The sequence below is a fragment of the Jeotgalibacillus proteolyticus genome (genome assembly GCF_050107735.1).
GTDB lineage: Bacteria > Bacillota > Bacilli > Bacillales > Jeotgalibacillaceae > Jeotgalibacillus > Jeotgalibacillus proteolyticus_A.
In genome coordinates this window covers 102,278-125,650 of the sequence record NZ_JBNILO010000006.1, presented here as the reverse complement: position 1 = coordinate 125,650, position 23,373 = coordinate 102,278, and the positions used below count along the sequence as shown (strand labels likewise).

Here is a 23,373-nt window from a genome sequence, read left to right as displayed (position 1 = left end):
TAGTGTTGTAATGTAGTATATTATAAATTGTCAAGATTGACAACTGTGGTTTTTATTTTTTAAATGGTTTTTTAAAAAGAAAAAATCATCCCTGGTCCTGTCGTCTAACTTTTGACAAGGGGATGAATGATGCCGATTCTGTAATTTTGTATTTCTCTACTAATAACTGAACAAAAAAATGAGGACAACTTTATCAATAGTGTGGGGAGAGCGGAGCAGAATGTGGCGACTCCCAGCAGAAGATGACGGCAAGCTGAGCCCCCGCAAGGCAAAGCCTGGAGTGACTGTGAAAAGCGTCCGTAAAAACGCAGCGAACCGGTCATAGAGCTTGAGATACTTATTCCCAAGCTCTTATTGACCGGTTCGCATCAAGTGGACCTTTCTTACAAGGCTATAACTATTCAGACTTTAAAAGCTTTCGTGTGAGTGGATAGATTCCAAAGCTCTGAATGACTAGTGAAAGCAGGATGGCAATGAAAGAAAGTGAAATAATAAAATCAATGTTGTCTGCATTTTTCGACTCTAAAATGAGCAGCAGCACAACCGACATAGTTCCTTTCACACCAGAGAAAGCAATAATGAAAGATTCCTTTATACCAAAAACACGGCGTACGGATGGAATAGCGGCTGCAGACAGCCCCACAACGAGGTATCGAATGATAAGACTAAATAGAAAAATCACCAGTGAAAATAAAAGCAGTCCACTGTCCAAGTAAGAGGCTGCAATGAGCCCAATCATTAAGAAAACCACCGAAAGCAAAGTGGGTTCAACTATATTCCAAAACCCATCAAGCGCTTCTCTGTAATGATCTTCTTTGTTTGTATGGGTAAATTCCCATGAAAGCATAATGCCGGCAGTAACGGTAGCAAGAACGCCTGAAACTCCAAGGGCTTCAGCAAGGTGAAAGTTCCCGTAAGCCAGCACGATACTCAGCATAACCTGAAATTCTTTATGGTGGGTATAGTGGACCGCCTTGCTTACGAGCCATCCAAACAGCAGTCCAATCACTATGCCTCCTGCTGAAACGAAAAGAAACTCTTTTGCTGCAGACCAAAACGTAAAATCTGCCCCTGTAGAAATTATCATGACCAATGTGGTGAAAATAACGATGCTGGTGCCATCATTAATCATCGACTCTCCCTCTACAACATCGGCGATTCCTTCATTTGATCCGCTTTGTTTTAAAATAGCTGTCACAGAAACCGGATCAGTCGGTGCCATAACTGCAGCGATGACAAATGCCCCAAGCAATGACAGGCTGACAAACGGACTTACAGTAAAATAGATTGCAATACCAAGAAGAGAGACTGTAAGCAGTAAGCCGCTCGTGCTTAAAAGGGCAATAATTCCTGCATGCTTGCGCAGGGCTGCAGGTGGATATTTGTAAGCAGAGATAAATAACAATGAAGGCAGAATCACATCGTAGAGCATTGTCTCCGTTAATTGGATTTCACTGAAAAAAGGGACGAAAGATAATCCCAGCCCAATTAAAACAAGAATGGGCGGCTGTGGAAATGATTTTGCATGATTATCAATGGTATACACAATGTAGCCAATCAACAGCAGTAAAATCACATGCGAGGCTTCCACTTCATCTCCTCCCCTTTATTACGCGCCTTACCGGAGTTCTATTTTAAATTCCAAAAATAATTCATTGTAATACGAGAGCATTTCCTGCCCCAGGTTATCATACACTTCCAATCGATCTGTAATTTCCTCATCAGGATAAAAACGTTCGTCTTCTGCAATTTCTGCCGGCAAGAGCTCAAAGCCTGACTGATTCGGAGTGGAATATCCGACATATTCAGCGTTTTGTGCAGCGTGCTCCGGCTCCAGCATAAAATTAATAAACTGATGGGCCACATCGATATTATCCGCCGTTTTTGGAATCACCATATTATCAAACCACAGATTGGATCCTTCTTCCGGAATCGCGTAATCGAGCTCCTCATTTTCAAACATCATATCAGCTGCTTCTCCTGACCAGCTAACACCAATTGGCGCCTCATTATTGCCAATCAGCATTTTCATTTCGTCACCGACAATGGCCTTAATATTCGGAGACAGCGTAAGCAGCCTTTCCTGTGCAGCAGCAAGTTCTGTTTGATCTTTCGTATTTAACGAATAGCCAAGGCTGTTTAAGGCCATCCCCATGATTTCCCTTGCACCATCTACAAGCAGGATTTCGTTTTCAAATTCTTCATTCCACAGATCGTCCCACGAAGTAAAGTCAACATCTCCTGTAACTGAGGGATTGTACACAATGCCAACTGTTCCCCAAAAATAAGGGATGGAATACGCATTTCCCGGGTCAAAGGAAAGGTCCATGAAATCCGGATTTAAATGCTCCATATTCGGCAGCTGCTCATGATCCAGTTCGAGCAGCAATTCCTGTTCGATCATTTTATCGATTGTATATTCAGAGGGAACGGCAATATCATAGGTGGTTCCCCCCTGCTCAATTTTAGTCAGCATCGCTTCATTTGAATCAAACGTTTCATAAATAACGCGAATGCCTGTTTCTTCTTCAAACTCTGTGAGCAGGTCTTCATCTATATAATCTCCCCAGTTAAACACGGTCAGCGTATCATTGCCAGAGGTGCTTTGAGACGAATTAAGATAATTTACTCCAATAAGAAGCGCAATGACAGCAAGTACGACGACACTAAACATCCGAATCAGCTGCTTCATTTTGGCACCCCCATCCCTAAGCCGGCACCGCTTTTTTTACTAATGAAATAGTAGCCCATTACCAGTACCAGTGTTACCCCAAAAATAAGTGTGGATAACGCGTTTATCTGCAGGGAAATTCCCTGTCTGGCAAGCGAATAGATTTCTACTGACAGAGTTGTAAAGCCATTTCCTGTTACAAAAAATGTGACAGCAAAGTCATCCAGCGAATACGTCAACGCCATAAAAAATCCTGCAAAGATCCCTGGTGTAATATAAGGCAGAATTACCTTTGTCAGTACATCCAGCCTGCTTGCCCCCAGGTCTCTTGCTGCATCAATCAGCGTTGGGCTCATTTCCTGCAGCTTCGGCAGAACCATTATGACAACAATCGGCACACTAAACGCAATATGCGCAAGCAGAACAGACGTAAAGCCCAGTCTGATTCCGATAAACGTAAATAAAATTAACAAGGAAGCACCAATAATGACATCCGGACTGACAATCAAAACATTGTTTAGGGAAAGCAAGGTGTTTTTATTACGCTGTCTTTTCACATACGTAATCGCAAGAGCACCAAACACACCGATAACGGTTGAAATCAGCGAGGATAAAAGTGCGATAATCACTGTGTTTAAAACAATGATTAATAGTCTTGTATCCTGAAACACTTCAATATAATAGTCCCATGTAAAGCTTTCAAACCCGTACATGGTCCCTCCGCTGTTAAAGGAGTACACCATTAAATAAAAGATCGGTGCATATAAAATCACAAAGACGAAAGCCAGATAAACAGCCGGCCAATTAAACGTTTTTTTCATTCGCCAGCCCTCTCTTCCTGTCGCCCGTTATAAACATAATCACTGCCATTACAGCAATAAGAAATACAGCTATAGTAGATCCCATTCCCCAATCCTGAGTAACAAGAAAATGCTGTTCGATGGCAGTCCCAAGAGTGATAACTTGATTTCCTGCAATCAGTCTTGTGATCATAAACAAAGACAGAGCTGGAATAAACACAAGCTGACAGCCTGCTTTTACACCCCTTGCTGTTAACGGAAAAATAACCTGCCGGAACGTTTCCCATGAAGAAGCGCCCAAATCTCGTGAAGCATCTACAAGAGTCGGATTCAGCTTATCGAGCGCATTAAAGATCGGCAGAATCATAAACGGAATAAAAATATAAACGGAAACAAAAACGAAGCTGAAATCGGTAAACAGGATCTGCTGTGACCCGATTCCCATCGTGTTCAACAAGGCATTTACCGGACCATACGTCCCAAAGATACCTAAAAAAGCATAGACCTTCAGCAGAATATTGATCCATGAAGGCACGATGATCAACAGCAGCCACAGCTGTTTATGCCTGGTCTTGGTTAAGATTAATGCAGTCGGATAAGAGATGATAAGAGCAAAAAGCGTAATTAAAAAAGCATACCAAAATGAGCTTACTGTCAGCTGAAAATAAGTGGAGGTAAAAAAATGAGTCCAGTTTTCAAGCGTAAACCCTCCATCCAGGCCTCTAAATGAAAAAAACACGACCAGCACGACAGGTGCTATTACAAATAAAAGAATCCAGAAAGCATATGGGATTAAAAACAAATTTCTTGATTTAGTTTCCATGGCCAGTCTCCGAATACCCTTCCAGCCTTCTGTCAAAATCCTCTTCTGATTCGTTAAACCGCATAACGTGAATGGCTTCCGGATCAAAGGTTAACCCGATTTTTTCTCCAACTTCTGCTTTTTTCGTTGAATGCACCAGCCACTCATTTCCGAATTCATCAAAGCAGCAAATTTCAAAATGAACCCCGCGGAAAAGCTGGGAATCCACTTTCACCTGCAGCTTACCTGCGCTTTCTTCTGTAATCGTTAAATCCTCGGGGCGAATCACCACTTCAACCGGCTCATCCCGCTGAAGACCGCGGTCTACGCATTCAAATTCTTTTCCTGCAAATGAAACATTAAAATCAGCGACCATCTTCCCAGATGCGATATTGGACTCGCCAATAAAATCAGCCACAAAACGGTTGATCGGCTCATCATAAATATCCATCGGCGTTCCACTCTGCTGTATGACGCCCTTGTCCATAACAAAAATTTCATCCGACATGGCAAGAGCCTCTTCCTGATCATGCGTAACAAAAATAAACGTAATGCCCAGACGCTGCTGCAGTTCACGCAATTCATACTGCATCTCCGTACGCAGTTTAAGATCAAGTGCTGACAGTGGTTCATCAAGCAAGATAACCTCAGGTTCATTCACAATCGCTCGTGCAATGGCAACACGCTGTCTTTGTCCGCCTGACATTTCACTGATTTGTCTTGTCTCATACCCTTCAAGATTGACAAATTTCAATGCTTCTTTAACTTTTACATGTACATCGGCTTTTTTAAGTTTTCGTATTTTCAGGCCGAAAGCTACATTTTCAAACACATTTAAATGTGGAAAAAGAGCGTAATCCTGAAACACTGTATTAACCTGCCTTTTATTCGCCGGTATATGATTAATTTTTTTGCCGTTAAAAAAAATGGAGCCTGCTGCGGGTTCCATAAAGCCTGCAATCAGCCGCAGTATAGTGGTTTTCCCGCACCCGGATGGCCCGAGCAGTGTATAAAACTTTCCTCTCTCGATCTCAAAGCTAACTTCATTCAACACGACGGTCTGATCAAATTGATGTGTAACCTGATCAAACCGGATGATAGTATTTTGGCTCAACTGTTCTTTCCTCCTGCCTGTTTGACTGCAATTTATCCTACATTATACGCTATTTTTTTTAAGAAACTAAAGAACTTTCACTATTTTCCATATCACAGCCTGCTGCCATTTATTTCATGGCTCACCGATGATTAAACTTGTATTCTTCCTTTCGTTCGTATTAAAAAACATAAAGAGAGCTTGGGACAAAAGTGTCTCAAGCTCTACGACCGGTTCACTTCACTTCAGGCGGACGCTTCCGCAGGGACGGTGCCACCTTCCGCTCCGCTCAACTACTACTAAATATACCCTCATTTTTTAAACTTTTTTTAGTGTTGTCCCAGCCTCGCTTTTGTATAATTCTTTTTATTTATACTAGTAAAGTCTATCTTTCAAACAGTACGTAAGGGTAATTGGCACCCTACCTCATCACACTGCCGCCAGATATTTTAAGAGATTCACCTACAATGTTTTCTGCTGCCTCGGAAAGAAGGAAAATTACGCTGTTTGCGACTTCTTCGGGCTGAGTAATGCGTCCGGAAGGGAGACCTTCCTCAGCAATTTTCAACTGCTCTTCATACGATCTGCCGGCTGCCTTACCTTTTTTCTCAATTGCCGAACGTCCCATTTCGGTATCAACAAATCCCGGACAAACGGCATTTACACGGATGCCATGTTCAATTGCTTCAACTGCAAAGGACTGTGTAAATCCAATCACTGCAAATTTAGAAGCACTGTACGCTGTATTTCCATGTGTGCCCCTCAATCCGGATAAAGATGAAATATTGACAATGGCCCCTTTATTTTGAGGAATGAGCCGTTCATACACCAGCTGGGTCAGTAAGACTGTTGAAAAATAATTTAATTCCATTACCTTTCTCATTTTTTCTTCTTCAAGCTGATCAAGTGGCCCTCCTCCTGAGATGCCGGCAGAATTCACCAATCCTGTTAATGCACCGCCTTTTTGAGTGGCTTCTTCCACCAGACGCAGTCGTTCAGTTGCATCATTTAAGTCTGCAGGAATGACGATTAGCGATCCGGATGCCTGCAGTAATCGGACTTCCCGTTCTAATTCCGCTAATTTTTCTTCATTTCTGCCAGTGACAGAAACGACCGCCCCGGCTTGAACCGCTGCTTTTGCTGTCTCATAGCCGATGCCTCCTGTGGCGCCTGTCACTAGAAGATGCTGATCTTTTAATGCTTTTTCTGAAAATACCATGCCCTGATCCCTCCGATATTGGTTTCTAGTTCTTACGTTCCTTAAAACGTAAGGACCTAAACACCAGAATCAAGGCAAATGATTAAGCAATGATTAAACTTGAGCAGCAGGAGCCAGCTGCTCCACCGCCGTTAAGGCCTGTTTTATGTCGTCAAGCAAATCATCCGCGTTTTCAAGGCCGACAGACAGCCTTAATAGTCCATCTGTAATGCCTCTTTTTTCTCTTTCTTCTGTCGGCATTGCCGAGTGAGACATCGTTGCAGGATAGGACAGGATGGATTCAACTGCGCCTAAGCTGACGGCAAAAACCGGTATTTTCAGCTGCTCCACAAACACTCTGGCGCAGTCTTTTGAAGGAAGCCTGAAGGACAGAACAGCACCCGCACCCGCTGATTGGCGCTGGTGGATGGGATACCCGGCATGAAAGGAAAAGCCCGGGTAATACACTTCTTCAATCATCGGATGGTGATGAAGATACTGAGCAAGATCTCGTGCAGTTTGAGAGGATTGATTTAATCTTACACTCAATGTTTTCATGCCTCTCAAAAGCAGCCAGCAGTCCTGCACACCTAGAATAGAGCCGAATGAATTTTGAACAAACTTCAGGCGCTTGCCGATTTCTTTGTTTTTGGTTACAGCAAGACCTGCTACTACGTCACTGTGACCGGATAAAAACTTGGTTGCACTGTGAAGAACAAGATCTGCTCCGAGATCAAGCGGCTTTTGCAATAATGGAGTCATAAACGTATTATCTACAAACGTTAAACAGCCATTTGCTTTTGCTACCTTTGCAACACCTTCAATATCGGTAATATTCAGACATGGATTGGATGGTGTTTCCACATAAATGACCTTCGTGTTTGGCTTTACACTTCTTGCCGTTTCATCCAGGTCCGTCATATCAATAAAGGTGTGTTCAATGTCAAACTGAGTCAGGACCTCTGTAATGACCCGGAACGTCCCGCCATACACATCCTTTGATACGAGTACATGGTCTCCTGCAGACAGCAGCATAAAGGCAGATGAAATGGCAGCCATGCCGGAAGCAAAGGCAAACCCCTGCTCCCCATTTTCAAGCTCTGCGATTGTATTTTCGAGCGCCTGTCTTGTCGGATTGCCTGAGCGGCTGTAATCATAGGGACCAAATTCATCTATCGATTCCTGATGAAAAGTGGACGAATAATGCAGCGGCACATTAACGGCTCCCGTTTGCTTGTCGCGAAAATCCTCCTGATGCAGCAGCCTGGTATCAAAGTGATGTTTGGTCATCGTCAATCTCCTCCTTCTGCACCTGTCTCAGTGCCTTTTCCAAATCCTTTGTTAAGTCATCTATATGTTCTATGCCAACAGAAAAACGCAATAAACGGTTGCAGATGCCTCGGTGCTGTCTTTCTTCTTCCGGGATATCCGCATGTGTCTGGGTAGCCGGATACGTAATAAAGCTCTCCACTCCCCCGAGGCTCTCTGCAAACGTGATAAGCTCCAGTTCTCTTAGAAATGGATCAATCCAGCTTTCTTTCTTTAATCTGAACGACACCATCCCCCCGATTCCCGGATAAAGAACATCCGTAATACCCGGCTGCTGTTCCAGGAACTGAGCCGCCTTACTTGCATTTTCCTGGTGACGGTCCATTCGGAGTGACAGGGTTTTTAATCCCCTGACCAAAAGCCAGCAATCAAGAGGAGCCAATACGGCACCCGCTCCATTATGAATAGCAAAAAGCCGTTCACATAGATCCTTCCCTTTTGCCACGACAAGGCCTGCAAGCACGTCGTTGTGTCCGCCAATGAACTTTGTCGCACTGTGAATAACAATATCAGCGCCTAACAGAATCGGCTTTTGCAAATAAGGGGTTAAGAACGTATTATCCACGATTGTCAGCAGGTTATATTCTCTTGCAAGCTTGGATACTTCTTCAATATCCGTTACATGCATTAACGGGTTTGTCGGTGTTTCAACTAAAATGGCTCTTGTTTTTTCGCAGATTGCTTCTTCCAGCTTTCTGCGATTATTTGTATCTACATATCTTGTTTGTATGCCGTAAGCTTCTTCATAATGCCTTAATAGTCGGTACGTACCGCCATAGATGTCATCTGAAGCTAAAATCACTTCCCCTTGCTTAAATAAAGATAACACCAGCTGAACTGCCGCCATTCCCGAGCTTGTGGCATAACCTTCGTCTCCTTCTTCCAATCGTGCAATTCCCTCTTCCAAAACCGCTCTGGTCGGGTTCTTTGTGCGGGTATAATCATAGCCGGTAGATTCCCCTAGGCCCGGATGACGGTATGCCGTTGAAAAATATACTGGCGGGTTAACTGTTCCGGTCTCTTTTTCACTGCGATTGCCCAGCTGAACAAATTGAGTATTTACATGATAGGTCATAATTGGCTCCTCCTTAAAACTTTGGTTTGGCAGTATCCTTGCAGCCGCTCAATTCATTACAGCTGTTTTATATAAATAAAATAAAAAAGGACCTTTCTTATAAGAAGAAGGTCCGAATCTGCATTCGCTATTCTCCTTATCACTCAGGCAAAACAATCACCTGCTGGGATTAGCACCGTGCCAAATGTGGCTGGTTGCTGAGGTGTCAAAGGGCCAGTCCCTCAACCTCTCTAGATAAGTTGGCATATTTAATTTTAGATGTTAGCAGTAAAAGCTATTTTTGTTTTAATTCCGAATTGTTTGATTGTTTTATACGGTACAGCAGATTATGAAAATAATCAAGGGGTTATGCGTGTTTTTCATTTAAATTTATCTATTCAAATGAAAAAGGGCCAACCGTATCGCAGTCTGTTTGACTCGTCCACCGGATTTTAGCCGGATGCTTTCCGCCATCTCCTGCCCAAGCCCGCCACACCTTCCACTTCCCTCACCGTTTCATACGTAAATACCCCATCCCGCTGAATGCAGCGGAATGGGGCGGGGGAGGGGGTGTCGCTTTTATTCGATAACCTTTGACGTCACATCAGGATTGCTGCGGTGCGAACGCATCAATCGAAAGGTTAGTTGTGTCGGAATCAGCGACAATTTTTGTCATTCTCAACGTTTGTCAAACTGCTTTTTAATTGAGAATGATTTTCATTATTATTGTATACACTATTGTTCTCCCTGTCCAGTGTTTTCTTAAAAATTATCCGCCATTTGAAGAGTTTGCTGTAGCACCGGCAGCTAATGAAGCGATAACCGCCGCCTGCTGAGCCTGCAGAATGGACTCGACGGTTGCAGAAAGTCCAACGTCGAGAATTCTGTTTTCTTCTATTTCTTTTTGAATCACCAGTCTGACTGCAGTCATAAAACAATGGTCTTTGTACCACTTAAATTTGCTGTAGGCGATTAATTCATCGTAAACCTCTTTTATGCTTGGAAGCAGTGCGGATGGTGTAGAAACCAGGCTTACTACTCCAACAATCGGGAGATGCAGACCGCGCAATCGAAATTTTTGTGTCTTTAAATCATCCATCCAGGTTACCGCGTTTTGAACAAGGATCTGCCTGTTTTCCCGTCTACCATATGTAAGGATTTGAGATAGAAATTGACGGTTATTTCCTTTCCACAGAACCAGATGCAGTTCATCATAATAATACGCCATGTCCTCAAGCATCTGCTCTCCGTCTTCTTCACCTTCAGCTAGTAGAACGGCAAGCGGATAGTCTTCATGTGATGTCAGGAAAAAATGCTGCTTTTTCATTTCATCATACAGAGTTTTGGCCCGTTCCACATGCTCCGAAAGCTCTTCCCCCTCTTTCACTGATAAAGAAAGAACATAGGCTGCAATGTAACTATGGGCACTTCGCTGGAAGCCCGCTTCAATCAGCAGATCATAACACTGCTGAACTTGTTTGTAGTCTTCTTCAGGGTGATCAGACCGACTCAATAGAAGCCCCGCCAGTGAATATCTCAGCGTGGATTGAATGTAGGAAATCGGACTGGACTCCTGCTTGATAAAGTCAACTAATTCAATATAGCGGTTTAAATTAAAGGGCTTGCTGCTGCTGGTAAAAAGAGAAGCAATCATCATGAGTGCCCCATTATCCACACGCCACTTATACTTTTTCCGGAGTGACTCGTAAATGGTTATATACTCTTTCAGCTCTTCGCTCTGTTTCATCCATATCCTCCGCTCTGATTTTTAATACCGGACTCCCTGCTGCCAAAATTATTTAGTTTTCCTTAACGGCCAGCTTGATAAAAGAAGTGAGATTGGCCGGATCCTGAATAAATTGATTACAGTCTTTACTGTCGTAGCATATGTATTTCCCAAATGCCTTGTCATTTTCCCCTGCATACCCCCGTTTAGCAATAGAGGTAAACGCCATATCCCCGTACCTGCTGCACAGCTCGCAAATCCCCTTCTTCGACGATATCACGTACCTGCCTTCTACTCCTGTCAGGCGCTGATCAATTAAAGAAATGATATACTGTCTGCTTGCTGCTATATCCTTCCACCCAACATAGGTAACGCTGGACCAATCAACCTCGCTTAAGACAGGCAGCTTCAATTTTTTTGTTTTTGGAAATAAATCCTTCACCTCTTTTTGCGTGAGGCTCGGAAAAGAAATCCGAAAAGGCTGAAGATCCTTTAAAAAAGCCGTTCTTTCTTCTTCCGTTTTAAGATGAGGAAGTTTTTCAAGCACCGCTCTTTGTCCGTCAGATAACTGATCAAAGGCTTCATATATCTTGGTTTCCGCTTGTAAGCGGACAGCCATCTCCACTTCCCTGTCAATTGTGCCGTGCACCTGTTTTTGCATCAGAGCTGCCTGATGTTTGATCACATTAAATTGATGGTTTTGGATAAATGGTTCCATCACGATCACCTTTCCTGTGTCAGATCTTTTTTAAATACGCAGCTTACTTTATCGTACATTCCTTTTTCTTCATAAAACCGATGTGCGTCCTGCCGCTGCAGTCCTGATGATAAAGCAACCTTTTGAAAATCGTGGTCTTTTGCATATTGTTCCACAAAGTCGAGAAGAATTATCCCATATCCCCTGGATCTTTCCCGGTGGTCCGTCACAAGGTCGCATATCCAAATAAACCTTCCATAATAGAGCGTCGTCATGGGCATAAAACCAACTAATGCTTTTAACTCATTGTTTTTCCATACCCCAAATAACCGGTAGTGATTCTCTTTTACTGCTTCTTCCATAATGGAAAGATACTCTTCTTCAGATACGTGTGTTCGAAGCTGACTCATCAAAGGATAGGCTTCCACCCATTGATGCCTTGTGATTTCTGCAATCATCCTCTTCTCTCCTATCATTCTATCAATTCAGTCTTTCCTTTAGCTGCTTGAAAGATTCCTTATACTTTTAACCCGTTCATTTCCGATTCCAAAGGGTAGCTGCAAGCGGTCCTGATACATTGTGCCAGAGGCTGAATAATGCACTTGGTACAGCTGCTGCCGGATTAAAATGAGCAATAGCAAGGGCAGCTCCAAGACCTGAGTTCTGCATACCCACCTCTATAGATATGGCTTTTTGACTTGAAAAATCAAGCTTCAATGCTTTAGCGAGACCAAAGCCAATGACTAAACCAAGGCCATTATGCAACACAACGATTGTAAAAATAAGGACACCAGAGGTTATGATTGCCTCTTTATTACCTCCTACTACCGCACCAACAATGACAACAATTGCTATAACTGACACAAGAGGCATAGCGGGAACCGCTTTTTTCACCTTTTCCTTAAAAATCGACCGGGCGGCAATCCCCAGAATGACAGGTACAAGCACTACCTGAACAACGGAAAGAAATAAACTGGAAAAAGAAACGTCGAGCCACTCGCTGGCAAACAGATAAATTAGAGCGGGAGTTAAAATAGGTGCCAATAAAGTCGATACGGACGTAATAGCGACAGAAAGGGCCGTATTCCCTTTTGCCAAATATGTAATAACGTTTGAAGCAGTTCCGCCAGGACAGCAGCCCACCAGAATGACACCTACGGCGATTTCAGGTGAAAGCTGAAATGCTTTAGCCAATCCAAACGCAAGCAAGGGCATAATAGTAAATTGAGCTGCAACGCCGACTGCTACACTTTTTGGCTGTTTTGCTACCCGTTTAAAATCCTCTACGGTAAGTGTCATCCCCATACCAAACATGATCACGCCGAGCAGTAAGCTGATATACGGAGTAACCCATACAAAGCCTGAAGGGACAAAAAAAGCAATGACACCAATTAATACGACCCACAAGGCAAATGTTTTTCCTGCAAAATGACTGACCTTCGCAATTGAATTCAATGACCTCACCTCTTCTGCTAGAATTTCCCCATTATAGATCGAACTATCTGTAAATTCAATCATCTTTAAAGATCGTCTTCAATTAAATTTTTTTCTCACGGCTCTTTCCTATTTGAATCATTAGCGATACACTTTCTGTAGAAGAACAGTTGAGAGGATGTACATACAATGAAAATCGGTGTGCTAGGAACAAACTGGATTACAGATTCACTGATTGAAGCTTCAAAGGACGTTGAAAATATCTCTATTGAAGCAGTATGCTCCCGCAGTCAGGAAAAGGGAACAGCCTTTGCTGCTAAACACGGCATAAACCATGTTTTCACTTCCGTTGAAGAAATGTGCTCAAGCGGAAAGATTGAAGGCGTATATATCGCGACTCCAAATGCGGTGCATCACGAACAAACCATCCAATGCTTAGAAGCGGGAATCGCAGTTTTATGCGAGAAGCCGCTGACGGCCACTTATACAATGGCTGAAAAAATGGTACAGACTTCGAGAAAAAATGGCGTATTGCTGATGGAAGCAATGAAATCAACTGTCATGCCTAATTTTGAGAGAATACAAGAGCTGCTTCCTTCACTCGGTCCGATCCGCCAGTACAGCGCCCATTACGGCCAATACTCGTCCCGCTACGATAAGTTTAAAGAGGGAATCATTGAAAATGCATTTAAGCCTGAATATGCAAATGGATCTTTAATGGATCTCGGCGTATACACCCTATACCCTCTGGTCGCCCTTTTTGGAATGCCGGAAGAGGTGAAAGCCATCAGCACCAACCTCCATACAGGTGTAGACGGACAAGGAATGGTTCTCTTAAGCTACGGAGAAATGGACGCGGTCATTACATTTTCCAAAATCACCAACAGCTACCTGCCAAGTGAAATCGCAGGTGAAAAAGCCGCACTTCATATTTCTCAAATCAGTTCTCCCGACTCGGTTAAGCGCATAACAAAAGGAGGCGGGCAAGAAGATGTTTCCGTCTCACAGACAAAGGCTCCTATGGCTTACGAACTCGAAGAATTTGCACGAGCGTTTGAGAATGGGCAAATTGAATCAACAGTGAACACACATGAGCTTTCATTAAATGTAGTGGCACTTATGCAGACTATTCGCCAGCAGCTCGGAATCGTGTATCCGATCGATCAAAAATAATCCCAGTGTATTCTTATAAGGCGATTGAGGCTGAGACAAAATTGTGTCTCAGCCTCTTTGACGTTTCGCTGCGACGGCGCTGAGTCTTTATGTGTGCTGCCATCCGAAGACTCTATCAACTGTTATATCCTGGCAGCCCCAGCCTTCCACTCCGTTCACCTCTTCTTACAATTCAAACACCATTTACAGGTATGCTCCAAACTCATTCCTTCGTTTTATCTTTGCTGCCTTCCATTTCTATTGCATGGAATCCCTCTAAAGAATAGGTTTATTGGAGCGGAAGCCGGGGACTCCTGCGTGATGCAGCGGGAAGGGTGAGACACTGCAGATGCGTAACCATCAAAGAAGCTCACCTCCCGCCACGCGGAAAGCCTCCGGGCGAAGCGGAAATGAACCGGTCCCCCTTCCCTTTTTCAAAAATGAGTTCTTGCGAAAAGATGACCAATAGTTGATCCGTACTTCTATTTTACGAGTGAACTTTTAAAGAATAGGTTTATTGGAGCGGAGGCCGGGGACTCCTGCGTGATGCAGCGGGAAGGGTGAGACTCTGCAGATGCGTAAGCATCAAAGAGGCTCACCTCCCGCCACGCGGAAAGCCTCCGGGCGGAGCGGAAATAAACCGGTCCCCTTTTAGCAAAATAATGAAATATTCTATCTTTTTCGACTGCTTTCAACAATTCCAACTGCCAAAATTAAGTGCTTGCCCTAAGCCCGAGCGAAATGCTATGTTTTAAAAGTATCTAAATATAGAGGGGGATTTTTTTGTGAAATTATTCGTTGCCAAAAAGTACCGGGCATTGACTGCTGGCGTATTGTCAATGGCTCTTTTAGCTGCGTGCGGAAGCGGCAGTTCAGATAATAGCGGGGAAGAAAGTAATTCAGTTTGGGATAAAATTCAAGAGGAAGGCGTTATAACTGTCGCCACTTCCGGAACTCTTTATCCGACTTCCTATTACGACTCAGAAACAGAAGAACTGACAGGATTCGAGGTCGAGGTTGTGCTTGAAATGGCAGAACGTTTGGACTTGGAGGTTGATTTTGAAGAAATCGGCTTTGACGGAATGCTCACAGCCGTTAATTCAGGTCAGGTTGATCTTGCCGCCAATGACATTGAAATAACGGACGAACGTAAAGATAAATTTGCTTTTTCTACTCCTATAAAACACTCATACGGCACAGCGATTGTTCGGGAAGATGATTTATCCGGCATCGAGACCTTCGAGGATTTGGAAGGAAAACAGGCTGCAGGTGCAGCGACATCTGTTTATATGGAGCTGGCAAGAAAATATGGAGCGATAGAGAAAATCTATGATAACGCAACGAACGAAGAATACCTTCGTGATGTACATGTTGGAAACTCAGATGTCATTTTAAATGACTACTATCTGCAGACACTTGCGCTCGAAGCTTTTCCTGAGCTGGACATTACCATTCATCCCGATTTAAAATACAGCCCTTCTGAAGCTGGGATGGTGATGAATCGAGAAAATACAGAGTTAATCGAAAATGTTAACCAGACGTTGGACGAAATGCTTGAAGACGGAACGATTGCTGAAATCTCTGCCGAATTTTTCGCAGGAGCAGACGTAACACAGAAGCCGGATATCGATTTTGAAGAATAAGAATAAACCTTTCGTCCAAGTTTGGGGAAGAAGGTGACGTGATTGACGGACATTAAATGGGAATATCTTTTTGACCCTCAACTGGCTATTGATTCTTTCCCTTATGTTATAGAAGGAATCGGCTATACCATCCTGATTTCACTTGCAAGCATGGCTGCCGGTCTTATCATCGGCTTTTTTCTGGCGCTTGCCAGAACGTCAAAATATGCAGTTCTCAGATGGCCGACCCGAACCTATATTTCTTTTATGCGCGGTGTACCTATTCTGGTTATCTTGTTTATGCTTTATTTTGGATTGCCGATCATTGGTTTGCAGCTTTCTCCACTTCAGGCTGCTTTAATTGCGTTTAGCGTAAACAGTGCGGCCTATATTGCTGAAATCATCCGTTCTGCCCTTTCTTCTGTCGATAAGGGACAGTGGGAGTCAGCTAAAGCACTGGGTTTAACCTATTGGCAGACGATGTACGGCATTATTTTGCCGCAGTCCATCCGCATTGCAACTCCGCCCCTTGCGAATGTTCAGCTTGATATAATCAAAGCCTCTTCTCTTGCTGCGATGATTACAGTACCTGAAATTTTTCAAAAAGCCAGAATTGTTGGCGGCAGAGAGTTTGATTTTATGACGATGTACATTGTAGTGGCACTAATTTATTGGGCGCTCTGTTCTGCTATGACGGTTCTGCAAAACTACTTGGAAAAGCGATATGAAGAGTACCTTTGAAAAAAAGCTGCAAATGAGTCTGCATACTTTTTATAAGAGAAAAGAGCTTGGGACAAGGGTGTCCCAAGCTCTTTAATCGGTTCGATTCGCTTCAGGCGACGCTATCCGCAGAAACCCGGGCTTGAGCCTTTGGGTGCCCTGCAAAGGCTTAGTTTGCCGTCATCACCTGCTGGAGCCGCCACCTTCCGCTTCGCTCTCCTCTTACTATTGATAAGCACTTCCTCACTTTAAAAGCTGTTTCTAGATTTGTCCCGCCCTTTTTTCATTTAAATGTATAGACAGACCTTACAGGCTCTGCTTATCCAATAAAAATTAAATAGCTAGACACGAAATAACCTAGAACAATGATCAAAGATGGCCAGATATAACGAAAAGTGGAGGCAGCCTGTTTTTGTTTTATGGACAAAATGATCACTACCGACAAAATTGAAACCGCTATACTGGTCACAATGTGAGAATCAGATACATCTGCCAGAATAGACCCTTCACGATAGAAAACATCAGAGCCTGCAATGATCAGCATATTAAAGATATTGCTCCCGAGAATAGAGCCGAGTGCAAGATTTACATTTTTTAGCTGCAAGGCAACAAAGACTGCCACAGCCTCTGGCAAAGAGGTCGTTGCAGCAATCAGAAAGCTTCCAACAAAACTGGAGCCAAGTCCTGTTACAACCGCGATTTCGTCCCCCATAATAGATAGCACCGTACCTGCCCCCATAATGACTAAAGCCGCAAATGCAAAACGAACGCTTGCCTGTTTAACTGTAAGAGAAGATGCAGCAGCTGTTTCTGCCGTTCCATCATCCGGCTCCTGCACTTCCGCTTCAATTCCGGATTTAGGCAGACGCCCAATAACAAACATACCCACACCATAGAGAAGAGCGATAATAAACGCATCTATTCCTATGCCAAGGATCGTGTAGTCTACTTTAATCAAAAGAGCGACCAAGGTTAAAAGAGTTAATAGAAGTCCGAGTCCTGCAGTGTAGATATGATCGTTGCCCGCCCATTGAAATAACTTTTTTCGTCTGTAATACAAATCAAAAGCAGCGATAATGAATAGATTAAATAGATTTGAACCAAGCATGTTTCCAATTGCAATATCCGGATTGCCGATTATAACTGCCGAAAGACTGGTCGTCACTTCCGGAAGCGAGGTAGCGCCTGCCAGAAGAAGTGTTCCTACTAGAAGACCCCCCATAGCTGATTTTGCAGAGATAACATCTGCATAACGCGATAGCTTGATAGCGGCAAAAACCGTGACAGCTGCTGCTAAAATAAACCACACAAATACCATTTTCATTTCCTCCTGTTCTACTTCTGTTTGCTCAAATCTTGTGTCCATTAATATACACTCTGCAGTTGTTAGAGCCAAACAAAAAAGACCCTTTTATGAGTCCTTACATGTAATGTAAGTGCTCATAAAAAGGTCTTGCGGACTTTAGCAATTACTAAAGCTTAATGAACCGAGTGGATAACCACTGTAATGACGACTCATTAACCGGTGACGGTCGCTACTCCCCTTTTTAGGGATATCTATTTGTTTTTTACCTTTACCACACATCTTCTTCATTTAAACAGTTAAAACATGGTAATGTTATACCTTGCTAGCAGCGTGCTGTTTTTTTCTTCACACCGATTTTTCCACGCGATTCTATGTTTTCAATATACGTCGGAGCAAATGGAACTTTACACGCCGTATTTCCTACATCCACTTGAACTTTCCCTATGGAAACAGCGATCTCTTTTGCTTCCTCTGTTAGGGATGGGAGGTACGCTGCTGCCGCTATGACAAATCCATTCATCGTATAGCGGACACGGTTTGGTGCAGAATGGATTGTGTCCCTTACTTGATGAAGAAATCTTCTCACTTCTTTTGCATCAATTTTTCCGTCTGGCGCGATAGAAAGGTAGCTGCTGTATGTGCTCCAGCCTGCTGCTGCAATCATTTCTTCATCAGACGTCATCCACTCTTTGGCAAGCTCAACTGCATAGGGACTTTCAGCTGCCACCCACGCAACCGTACACTCAGCAATCATATGCCAATAAGCTCCTTTGACCCATTTTTCAAGCGTCTCTTTTGACATCACCTTCGGATCAGCAGCAAGACCCGCCAAATACATGGCATCGGAGTTTCCCGTATCGTAGAGAGCCTCCACAAGCTCCTGATCTTTCTTTACGTGTTTGACCCACTTTTTTAAGTCCCCCACCTTTACCCCGTAAAAAGGCTCTTTTGCTCCATGACGCATAAACGTCTTTTTTGTCTGCTCCGTGCCAAGTGCTTCAAGCTCGCCCATTACCGTGTTTACATTCATTGGCTGCTCTCTCCTCCACCGTTTCTTACCATTATACCACCCTATTTCAATTTAAATTGTGGTTCCTTCATTAAATGTTTATACTGACTTGAGAAGGCTGCGTGTAAAAACATGTAGTACTTTTTTTAATTCCTGCGTCTATTAAAATGAATTCTTTTGCATGGGAGGTGGAACGGGTGCAGGAGATTGATGTACAAAAGCTGGTCCAGCAGGATTCTTCAGTTTTCAGACTGTTTATCCGTTCCTACCAGCACTATATTTATCAACTCGCATATGGCGTACTTCGTCATGAAAAAGATGCCGAGGATGCTGTTCAGGAAATACTGCTGAAAATCTATCATGCTCTTCCCGGATATCGGCAGGAAGGGCTTAAAACATGGGTGCGGCAGATAGCTGTACGTCATGCGATCGATATGAAACGCAAAAGAACCCGGCGCACAGACCGGGATGATGATTTGGAAAAAGTGAGCCCGTATCTGCATGATGGAAAAGAGTCACTGGATGCAAAGCTCTTGGAACAAATGAGAAATGACTATCTGCATAAACGCCTGCAAGAACTTCCTGAAAATTACAGGGTCGTCATTCACGCTTTTTACATAGACGAAAAATCCTATGAAGAAATCGCACAGGCATATAATCTTGAGTTATCTGCAGTAAAAATGAGGCTTTACCGCGGCAGGCAGTGGATGAAAAAAAATTGGCGGGAGGATGAATTCCGATGACACATTTTAAAAAAGATCAGTGGGAACAATTTATCCAAGGGGAAATTGACTCAGTGACAGAAAGAAGAATGGAGAGCCATCTTCAACATTGTGAATACTGTTTATCAGCGTATGAAGATGAAGCTATCTCATTCTCTCCTCCCCGAGAATTTTCAGTCGAGGACGAGGTCATGAAGCTTATCCTGTCCAATGAAACACATCCTACCGTCAAAAAATCTCCAATCCGCTTCTGGCATAAAACGGTCACTCATTTTGTCATTTCTGCAGCGGCTGCTATTATGCTGGCTGGCTCTGGAGTTTTCACAGCTTTTATTGATGAAACACCTGATCGCCAGGGAGAAGGTTTGAACGAATCACATTCCTTTACTACCTCCCTGCTTGAACAAACGGATCGCTTTTTCAGTCAGATGGATCCATCACCTAAGGAGGAATTAGAATGACAAAGTCACCGGTCATCGCATTTGTACTTTCGATCATGCCGGGTTGGGGGCATGTTTATATAGGAAATGTGATCAGAGGATTTTTGTACTTTTTTCTAATTATCGCACTGATTGTCGGCGGGCTCGCCACTGCACTGTTATCAAGCAATTTATTATATCTTGCACCTGTCATTGCCGGGCTGTTGATTTATGCCATCAGTTTTTTAGATATTATTATCAGCTTAAACACCCTAAGGTCACAGAGTGCAGAAGGTGAAACCACATCGCGCACCCGGAGATATCTGCCAAGCTATCAGGGAGATGCGGAACGCTTTTTCACCATTATCCTGTCCTTTTTCCCTGGGCTTGGCCACTTCCAGCTGGGCTTAATGAACCGTGGATTGACCTTCATGGTTGCTTTTTTTGGAATGGCTTCGATGATTTTCTTTGTAACAATTCTACTGCAATTAAATGCATTTCTGCTGTTCACTATCCTGCTTCCGGTCGTTTGGATTTATTCTTTTGTTGATGCCATGCAGATGTTATCAAAGAAACAAAAAGGCGAAACACTGGTAGACCAGTCGGTTCTTGAGGATCTGGAAACGCGGCGAAAAGGCGGAAAAAAAAGTACAGCTATTGCTACAATCCTATCGATTTTCCCTGGAGCAGGCCATCTATATCTTGGTTTGCAGCACCGCGGCATTCAGCTGATGGCAGCATTTCTTTTTACCATCTATATATTAGATGCACTGCGCCTTGGATTATTTTTATTTTTGATTCCCCTTATTTGGTTCTACAGCTTTTTCGATGGTATGCAAAAAGCATCCCGCTATGGAAAAGAAGAGCTATATGATGAGCCGGTTTTTGGCTTTTTTGATCAATACAAGCGCTGGCTCGGCATTGGACTGATTTTCATCGGCATTTACTATCTATTATTTAACGGCCTCGTGCCTGCCCTTGCTCCTGCGTTTAGAGAATGGATTGAAATTGACCTCTGGTACTGGTTTGACCGCTATTTCCAAACCATACTGCTGAGTGTAGTTCTAGTTATTATTGGGATTAGGCTTTTAAAAAAGAAAGAAGCTGTCCGCTGATTTTATAAATAATTTTAAACACAAGAGTCTGGGGCCATGCCTCAGGCTCTTTGATCGGTTCGCTCCCCTTCATTCGGACGCTGTCCATAGGGGCTCAGCATGCCGTCACATCCTGCAAGAGTTGCCGTCTTCCCCGCTCCCCTCATACGAATGATAGGTATTGCTTTAATTTCATGTTCCAAATGATTCCCTCCCTCATTCAACTAAATTCACCCAATAAATCATATACATCTAGTCTTTAGACTTTTTTAAAAAAGGAAGTTTCAAAGAAAAACATAGTTCTTCCAATGGTAAAAAGAAACCCGCCATCGTCCAGCTTTCCATCCCTGTATCTAACTTCTGCTGATTGTTATGTAATTATTTTCTATATAGTTGTGTCTTTTTAACCCTTTAAATGGTAGAATAGAGTGGCATTTGCACTTGAAGTCATTATTTACATAATCTAAGTTTAATAGAAATGGAGATTTGCATATTGAAATTTAAATTAGGCATCTTTGTATCTGCTCTTGTTCTGCTTAGTTCGTGTGCCTCAGAACCGACCTATTTAAATCCTCCGGAAGAATTCGCTGAAAGCAGCGACACGATTGAAGTCGTAGAAGCAGTTGAAGAAGAGGTGATTGAAACCGATACCGCTCATTTTACAGCGGTTGGGGATCTGCTAGTTGAACGCCCCATTCTTTATGATGCCGAGCAGAAAGACGGCTCCTTTTTGTTTGATCCTTTGCTCTCAAATGTAGAACATTACATCAGCAGAGGAGATTTTGCCTACGCCAATCAGGAAACACCGATTACTGGAGCCGACTTTGGACTTGGCGACGGTGATTTTGTATTTAACAACCCCTATGAATTGGGCCACTATTATTATGATGTTGGCTTTAATATGCTGCAGCTGGCAAACAATCATACACTTGATATGGAGTTTTCAGGACTTGAGAGAAATATAGATTTTTGGCGTACAGAGTATCCAGATGTATTAGTAAGCGGAGCACATCTTACAACTGAAGAACGTCATGTCATCCCAATTATTGAGAGAAACGGTATTTCTATTGCACTGATTTCTTCAACCTATAGTTCAAATAAGCCTGTGGAATTTCCTCATTCCGTGAATATTTTTACTGAAAATGAAGAACAGCTGCTTGATGACGTTGCACGCGCCAATGAAATGGCTGACCTCGTTGCAGTCGGCATTCACTGGGGAAGAGAGTATCAGCAGCCAACCGCTGAGCAAACAGAATTAGCCCACAGGCTGGCTCAAAGCGGGGCCGACCTTATTTTCGGTCACCATCCTCATGTCCTCCAGCCAATTGAATGGATAGAGGGTCAAAACGATCAGCAAACACTTGTGGCCTATTCACTTGGGAATTTTATCTCAGGGCCTTTTGATGACCGGGTTCCGGAGCTTGATTGCGATCGTCTGACTGGGGCGCTGATGGGGTTTGATATCAAAAAGCAAAATGATGTGATCAGCATCGATTCTGTCTACACAGTTCCTACTTTCACTTCTTTCTCAGAGGAATTTAATGAGTTTCGCGTGCTTCCACTGGATGAAATGGATCAGGATGAATTCAGGTGGTGTGATTTGGATCAGCATAAACAACATGTCCATGAGACACTGACACGCAGTTCAGATGAAATCGAAGTTGTAATGGATATGGAACCGAAATAAAAATCGGATAACGCCTCTCAGAAATCTAATCGTTTAGGACGGCAGAGCTCCCAGGCTCTGCCTTTTCAGGAATCATGCATTTCCTTAATATACTTCGCCAGCTGATCAAAATCACGGTGAATCGTCTCCAGTAAACTGCGATTGTAAAAGATCGATGCAGGATGATAGGTTGGAAATAGCAAATAGTCTTTTTCAGTCCAGCTATAAGTGCCATCCTTTTGGCAGCATCGAACCGGCTGTTTCAGCAATTGACCATGAATGTCTGCTATTTTCTTATCCTTGCCTGCCAGCCTTCTTAACCCGATATTCCCCAGCGTCATAATAATCTTTGGATTCACATGCTCTATCTCCCAATCAAGGATGGGAGCATGTGCCATAATCTCTTTTTCATTAGGTGTCCGGTTGTATTTGCGCTGAATTATTTCTCCGGATCTTTCTGTTTTTTCTCTCCATTTATATGGCCTGCTTCTTACTGCACTTGTAATATAGACTTCTTCCCTCTTCAGTCCTGCACGTTCCAGAAACTTCATTAATTCTTTTCCTGCTCTCCCGCTGAAAGGAATACCGTTGTGAATCTCTGTTTCACCAGGTGCTTCTCCTACAAGCATAAGTGCCGGATTTTCGGGACCTCCTCCGTACACAAAACCCTCCACAGAATATGGTTCGATTCTTTTTTTTCCCCACTCAGCAAGTTCTTCCGGAATTCTCATGTGCAATCTTCCCTCCCTTTGTCGATAAAAGTACATTTCCCAGGAAATGTGTCAGTAAAACAAGTCACTTTGTGATCTTGTATCTGCATAAAAAGAATGAGGCTTCAGTAAGCGGAGCAGAAGGTGGA

General features: G+C 43.3%; 23 protein-coding genes and 1 riboswitch. Of the genes, 7 read left to right on the top strand and 16 right to left on the bottom strand.

The window, feature by feature from the left end; all coding sequences use genetic code 11:
* Positions 1-397 precede the first annotated feature (397 nt).
* The 12 genes from ACQCT8_RS11030 to ACQCT8_RS10975 all read right to left on the bottom strand — a co-directional run bounded on the left by ACQCT8_RS11030 (position 398) and on the right by ACQCT8_RS10975 (position 12,825).
* Entirely contained in the window at positions 398-1,591 is a 1,194-nt protein-coding gene (locus ACQCT8_RS11030; RefSeq protein ID WP_426871064.1) for a cation:proton antiporter, read from the bottom strand.
* 27 nt (positions 1,592-1,618) lie between these two features.
* Positions 1,619-2,692 carry an ABC transporter substrate-binding protein gene (locus ACQCT8_RS11025; protein ID WP_426871062.1) on the bottom strand — a complete coding sequence of 358 codons (1,074 nt, stop codon included), beginning with the start codon at positions 2,690-2,692 and terminating at the stop codon, positions 1,619-1,621.
* The gene (locus tag ACQCT8_RS11020; protein WP_426871060.1) at positions 2,689-3,492 is read right to left on the bottom strand and encodes an ABC transporter permease; all 804 of its coding nucleotides are present in this window, start codon (positions 3,490-3,492) and stop codon (positions 2,689-2,691) included. Before ACQCT8_RS11020 ends, ACQCT8_RS11025 begins: the two co-directional genes overlap by 4 nt.
* Complete coding sequence (locus ACQCT8_RS11015) at positions 3,476-4,294, bottom strand: ABC transporter permease (RefSeq protein WP_426871058.1); 819 nt, start codon at positions 4,292-4,294, stop codon at positions 3,476-3,478. Before ACQCT8_RS11015 ends, ACQCT8_RS11020 begins: the two co-directional genes overlap by 17 nt.
* The gene (locus ACQCT8_RS11010) at positions 4,284-5,387 is read right to left on the bottom strand and encodes an ABC transporter ATP-binding protein (RefSeq protein WP_426871056.1); all 1,104 of its coding nucleotides are present in this window, start codon (positions 5,385-5,387) and stop codon (positions 4,284-4,286) included. The genes ACQCT8_RS11015 and ACQCT8_RS11010 overlap by 11 nt, the downstream gene beginning before the upstream one ends.
* A 400-nt stretch (positions 5,388-5,787) precedes the next feature.
* Complete coding sequence (locus tag ACQCT8_RS11005) at positions 5,788-6,585, bottom strand: SDR family NAD(P)-dependent oxidoreductase (RefSeq protein WP_426871054.1); 798 nt, start codon at positions 6,583-6,585, stop codon at positions 5,788-5,790.
* 93 nt (positions 6,586-6,678) lie between these two features.
* Positions 6,679-7,854 (bottom strand): cystathionine beta-lyase, encoded by a 1,176-nt coding sequence (metC, locus tag ACQCT8_RS11000; RefSeq protein ID WP_426871052.1) that lies wholly within the window; start codon positions 7,852-7,854, stop codon positions 6,679-6,681.
* Positions 7,835-8,968: a methionine biosynthesis PLP-dependent protein gene (locus ACQCT8_RS10995; protein ID WP_426871050.1), complete on the bottom strand. Its 1,134-nt coding sequence runs from the start codon at positions 8,966-8,968 to the stop codon at positions 7,835-7,837. The genes metC and ACQCT8_RS10995 overlap by 20 nt, the downstream gene beginning before the upstream one ends.
* A 133-nt stretch (positions 8,969-9,101) precedes the next feature.
* Positions 9,102-9,209, bottom strand: a riboswitch (SAM riboswitch).
* Positions 9,210-9,716: 507 nt separating this feature from the next.
* Positions 9,717-10,694 (bottom strand): DUF4003 family protein, encoded by a 978-nt coding sequence (locus ACQCT8_RS10990; RefSeq protein ID WP_426871048.1) that lies wholly within the window; start codon positions 10,692-10,694, stop codon positions 9,717-9,719.
* Positions 10,695-10,746: 52 nt separating this feature from the next.
* The gene (locus ACQCT8_RS10985; protein WP_426871046.1) at positions 10,747-11,391 is read right to left on the bottom strand and encodes a FusB/FusC family EF-G-binding protein; all 645 of its coding nucleotides are present in this window, start codon (positions 11,389-11,391) and stop codon (positions 10,747-10,749) included.
* A gap of 5 nt (positions 11,392-11,396) precedes the next feature.
* Positions 11,397-11,828, bottom strand: coding sequence for a GNAT family N-acetyltransferase (locus ACQCT8_RS10980; RefSeq protein ID WP_426871044.1), 432 nt, complete (start codon positions 11,826-11,828; stop codon positions 11,397-11,399).
* 76 nt (positions 11,829-11,904) lie between these two features.
* Entirely contained in the window at positions 11,905-12,825 is a 921-nt protein-coding gene (locus ACQCT8_RS10975) for a bile acid:sodium symporter family protein (protein ID WP_426871237.1), read from the bottom strand.
* 168 nt (positions 12,826-12,993) lie between these two features.
* Between ACQCT8_RS10975 and ACQCT8_RS10970 the strand changes: the two genes are divergently transcribed.
* The 3 genes from ACQCT8_RS10970 (at position 12,994) to ACQCT8_RS10960 (ending at position 16,319) form a co-directional block, all read left to right on the top strand.
* Complete coding sequence (locus tag ACQCT8_RS10970) at positions 12,994-13,977, top strand: Gfo/Idh/MocA family protein (protein WP_426871041.1); 984 nt, start codon at positions 12,994-12,996, stop codon at positions 13,975-13,977.
* 818 nt (positions 13,978-14,795) lie between these two features.
* A complete protein-coding gene (locus tag ACQCT8_RS10965; RefSeq protein WP_426871235.1) occupies positions 14,796-15,599 on the top strand; it encodes a transporter substrate-binding domain-containing protein in 804 nt (267 codons plus the stop codon).
* Between the two features lie 42 nt (positions 15,600-15,641).
* Complete coding sequence (locus ACQCT8_RS10960) at positions 15,642-16,319, top strand: amino acid ABC transporter permease (protein ID WP_426871039.1); 678 nt, start codon at positions 15,642-15,644, stop codon at positions 16,317-16,319.
* 298 nt (positions 16,320-16,617) lie between these two features.
* Here ACQCT8_RS10960 and ACQCT8_RS10955 read toward each other — a convergent pair whose 3' ends face one another.
* A complete protein-coding gene (locus tag ACQCT8_RS10955; protein WP_426871037.1) occupies positions 16,618-17,616 on the bottom strand; it encodes a sodium:calcium antiporter in 999 nt (332 codons plus the stop codon).
* 310 nt (positions 17,617-17,926) lie between these two features.
* Positions 17,927-18,634, bottom strand: coding sequence for a DNA alkylation repair protein (locus ACQCT8_RS10950; protein WP_426871035.1), 708 nt, complete (start codon positions 18,632-18,634; stop codon positions 17,927-17,929).
* Between the two features lie 176 nt (positions 18,635-18,810).
* On the opposite strand from ACQCT8_RS10950, the gene ACQCT8_RS10945 reads away from it, so the two are divergent.
* Genes ACQCT8_RS10945 through ACQCT8_RS10935 form a run of 3 tightly spaced genes read left to right on the top strand, consistent with a single transcriptional unit; the run spans position 18,811 to position 20,869 of the window.
* Positions 18,811-19,356 (top strand): RNA polymerase sigma factor, encoded by a 546-nt coding sequence (locus ACQCT8_RS10945; RefSeq protein ID WP_426871033.1) that lies wholly within the window; start codon positions 18,811-18,813, stop codon positions 19,354-19,356.
* Positions 19,353-19,796 (top strand): hypothetical protein, encoded by a 444-nt coding sequence (locus ACQCT8_RS10940; RefSeq protein WP_426871031.1) that lies wholly within the window; start codon positions 19,353-19,355, stop codon positions 19,794-19,796. The genes ACQCT8_RS10945 and ACQCT8_RS10940 overlap by 4 nt, the downstream gene beginning before the upstream one ends.
* Positions 19,793-20,869 (top strand): hypothetical protein, encoded by a 1,077-nt coding sequence (locus ACQCT8_RS10935; RefSeq protein WP_426871029.1) that lies wholly within the window; start codon positions 19,793-19,795, stop codon positions 20,867-20,869. The genes ACQCT8_RS10940 and ACQCT8_RS10935 overlap by 4 nt, the downstream gene beginning before the upstream one ends.
* A gap of 41 nt (positions 20,870-20,910) precedes the next feature.
* On the opposite strand, the gene ACQCT8_RS10930 is transcribed toward ACQCT8_RS10935, so the two are convergent.
* Positions 20,911-21,051 (bottom strand): hypothetical protein, encoded by a 141-nt coding sequence (locus tag ACQCT8_RS10930; protein WP_426871027.1) that lies wholly within the window; start codon positions 21,049-21,051, stop codon positions 20,911-20,913.
* A gap of 290 nt (positions 21,052-21,341) precedes the next feature.
* Between ACQCT8_RS10930 and ACQCT8_RS10925 the strand changes: the two genes are divergently transcribed.
* Positions 21,342-22,535: a CapA family protein gene (locus ACQCT8_RS10925; RefSeq protein ID WP_426871025.1), complete on the top strand. Its 1,194-nt coding sequence runs from the start codon at positions 21,342-21,344 to the stop codon at positions 22,533-22,535.
* 65 nt (positions 22,536-22,600) lie between these two features.
* On the opposite strand, the gene ACQCT8_RS10920 is transcribed toward ACQCT8_RS10925, so the two are convergent.
* Positions 22,601-23,245 carry a uracil-DNA glycosylase gene (locus tag ACQCT8_RS10920; protein WP_426871023.1) on the bottom strand — a complete coding sequence of 215 codons (645 nt, stop codon included), beginning with the start codon at positions 23,243-23,245 and terminating at the stop codon, positions 22,601-22,603.
* Positions 23,246-23,373: the final 128 nt, after the last annotated feature.